At 68.2% G+C, this 2,706-nt stretch carries 3 protein-coding genes and 1 pseudogene; 2 read left to right on the top strand and 2 right to left on the bottom strand.

From position 1 onward, the window contains the following. Nucleotides 1-1,119, top strand: a 1,119-nt coding sequence (locus tag Mlute_RS14750; RefSeq protein ID WP_119361291.1) for a DUF294 nucleotidyltransferase-like domain-containing protein, incomplete at its 5' end; no start/stop codon positions are given. Between the two features lie 3 nt (nt 1,120-1,122). Here Mlute_RS14750 and hemC read toward each other — a convergent pair. Beyond that, nucleotides 1,123-2,016, bottom strand: coding sequence for a hydroxymethylbilane synthase (hemC, locus tag Mlute_RS14745; protein ID WP_119361290.1), 894 nt, complete (start codon nt 2,014-2,016; stop codon nt 1,123-1,125). 80 nt (nt 2,017-2,096) lie between these two features. Continuing rightward, the gene (locus Mlute_RS14740) at nt 2,097-2,516 is read right to left on the bottom strand and encodes a hypothetical protein (protein WP_119361289.1); all 420 of its coding nucleotides are present in this window, start codon (nt 2,514-2,516) and stop codon (nt 2,097-2,099) included. Between the two features lie 64 nt (nt 2,517-2,580). Here Mlute_RS14740 and Mlute_RS14735 point away from each other — a divergent pair. After that, a pseudogene (locus tag Mlute_RS14735) lies at nt 2,581-2,706 on the top strand (hypothetical protein); the annotation flags it as partial.

Raw genomic sequence — 2,706 nt, 5'->3', positions numbered from 1 at the left:
CCCCTCTCCGAGGCCCTGGCCTACATGGAGGCCCAGGGCATCCACCACCTGCCCCTGCTGGAGGGGGATAGGGTGGTGGGCCTCCTCACCGACCGGCTTTTTTTGCGCCGCTGGTTGCAGACCCCGCTGACCCTGTTGCGCCGCCTGGAGCAGGGCGAGGCCGGCCTGCTGGCGGAGTACCGCGAGCAGCTTTACGCCATCGTGCGGCAGATGGTGGCCGCCGGCTTTAGCGTGCCGGCCATCACCCGCCAGGTAAGCCTGCTGAACGACGCCCTCACCCGCAGCCTGCTGCGCCGGGCCGAGGCCCGCCTGGGTCCACCCCCCCGCCCCTACGCCTGGCTGGCCCTGGGCTCCGAGGGCCGCACCGAGCAGGCCCTGCTCACCGACCAGGACAACGCCCTGGTCTACCAAGACCCCAGCGCCCAAGGCTACTTCCAGGCCCTGGCCCAGGCGGTGCTGGAGGGGCTTTCTGAGGCTGGGTTTCCCCCTTGCCCGGGGGGCTACATGGCCGACCGCTGGAGCTTTGCGCTCCCGGAGTGGGCAGCCCGGTTCCGGGCCTGGCTCGAGGCCCCCGAGGGGGACGCCCTACTGGAGGCCCAGATTTTCCTGGACTTCCGCGCGGTGGCCGGGGGGCTCCCTTTGGAACCCCTGCACGGCTTCCTACGTCAGGCCGCCCAGAGCCGACCCTTCCTCACCGCCCTGGCCCGCTCGGCCCTGGTCTTTACCCCGCCGCTGGGGTTTTTGGGGCGCATTCACTGGGAGGCGGGGCAGGTCAACCTGAAAAAGGGGGGCATTGCGGCTATTGTGGCGCTGGCGCGGGTGTACGGCCTCGAGGCCGGCTCCCTGGCCCGCTCCACCCTGGAGCGCCTGCGGGCCGCCGCAGAAGCCCGGCTCATCCCCAAAGACGAGGCCGAAGACCTGAGCGAGGCCTTCTTGTTCCTCTCCCACCTGCGCCTCAAGCACCAGCTCGGGGCCTTGGAGCGGGGAGAGCCCCCCTCCAATCGGGCGGCCCAGTCCTCCCTCAGCCCGCGGGAAGAGCAGGTGCTGCGGCAGGTCTTTCTACGCATCCGCCAGGCTCAGCAAGCCCTGGCCGCGCGGTTCCGGCTCTCCGTCCTTTGAGCTTCAGCGGGCCTGCATCGCCCCTAGAAGCTCCCTCGCACCTTCGGCCAACAGGTCCTGCGCCAGCTCCTCACCCAGCTCGGCGGCCTCCTCAGCCTCCCCCTCAATCTCGGCCCGAATCAGCTCACGGCCGTCCGGCGAGGCCACCACTCCCTCGAGCACCAGGGCCCCATCGTCCTCCAGCGTGGCCAGGGCCGCTGCGGCACAATGGTCGCCCGCCCCCAGCGCGCGCATAAAGGCCCGCTCAGCGGTGACGCGGGCCAAAGAGGCCCGGTGGTTCAGGCTGTAGGCCAGTTCCTCGGCCCAGTCGTCGCCCTGGCGCACCTCTAGGCCCAGGGCGCCTTGGCCTGGAGCGGGGAGCATCACCTCCGGATCAATAAGCTGGTCAATGCGGTTGGGCAGCTCGAGCCTAAGCAGGCTGGCCGCCCCGATGATTAAAGCGTCGTACTCCCCGGCCCCTAAAGCGGTCAAGCGCTCGTCCACATCGCCCTCTAGCTCACGCAGGCTCAGGTCGGGACGGTAGGCCAGAAGCTGGGCCCGGCGCCTCAGGCTGTTCACCCCCACCACCGCCCCCTTAGGCAGGTCTTCCAGACGCTTGGCGGTGCGCCCCACCAAGGCCTCCCTGGGCTCAACCCGCTTAGGCACGGCCACCAACCGCACGCCGGGCTGCTCCTGGGTGGGCAGGTGCTTGAGCGAGTAGACCGCAATGTCCACCTCCCGCCGCATCAAAGCCTGCCTGAGGGCCTCTGTGGCCGCCCCTTCAGAGGCGTTCTTGGACTGCACCGTGCGTATTTTGAACTCGGTCTCGGGCCAGTTTTCCTTAAGGCGCTCCATCACCCAGCGGGTCTGGGCCTGCGCCAGCAGGCTTGCCCTGGCGCCAATCACGATAACGCGCATAAGGTCAATATATTAGCGGATAACCGGAGCCGGTATAGGCCGAACGGAGAAGAGCCCTTCCACCCTCCGGCCCGGCGGGCTCACCGCTCTTTGCCAAAGGCGAAAACCAGCTCGTCTCCTCTGCGCACCACCAGCAAAACCGCAGCCCGCCCCGCGCCGTCCCGAAGGTCGTAGCGGGTGCGGCGCTCCTCCGCCACCTGGGCCTCCTGCTGCCCCCCCACGAAGTAACCCGCCGCTGCAAAGCTGGTCAAAACCTGCTGCACAAACCCCGGCTGAAGCCTCGCCGCAAGACCCTTAGCCGCATAAACCTCTAGGTTGAAACGGCCCGCATCGGGAAGCCGCGCCAGGATGGCTTCCCGGCCCTGCCCAACCCTGAAGGTTCCCGAGGGAAAGCGCACGCTGGTGTCCAGCACAGAAGCGGTGGCCGCCACCGCGGTCACCTCAACGAGGGCCTGGGCCAAAGCGGGCGCGAGCAAAAGGAACAGAAAAACAAGCCTCATCTCCCAAGGATACCCCTCCCGACCGGCCCAGGCGGTTTATCTGGCTGAGGTCCCTTCCCTAAGGGAGCGCCTCTTGACCCCCCGCATGGCCCTCACTGCCGCCGAGTACCTGGCCTTTGAGCACGACTACCACGTCTTGGTCATCCTGACCGACATGACCAACTACTGCGAGGCCCTGCGCGAGATCGGT

Source organism: Meiothermus luteus (assembly GCF_003574085.1).
Classification (GTDB): domain Bacteria; phylum Deinococcota; class Deinococci; order Deinococcales; family Thermaceae; genus Meiothermus; species Meiothermus luteus.
This window is presented reverse-complemented; position numbering and strand designations above follow the sequence as displayed.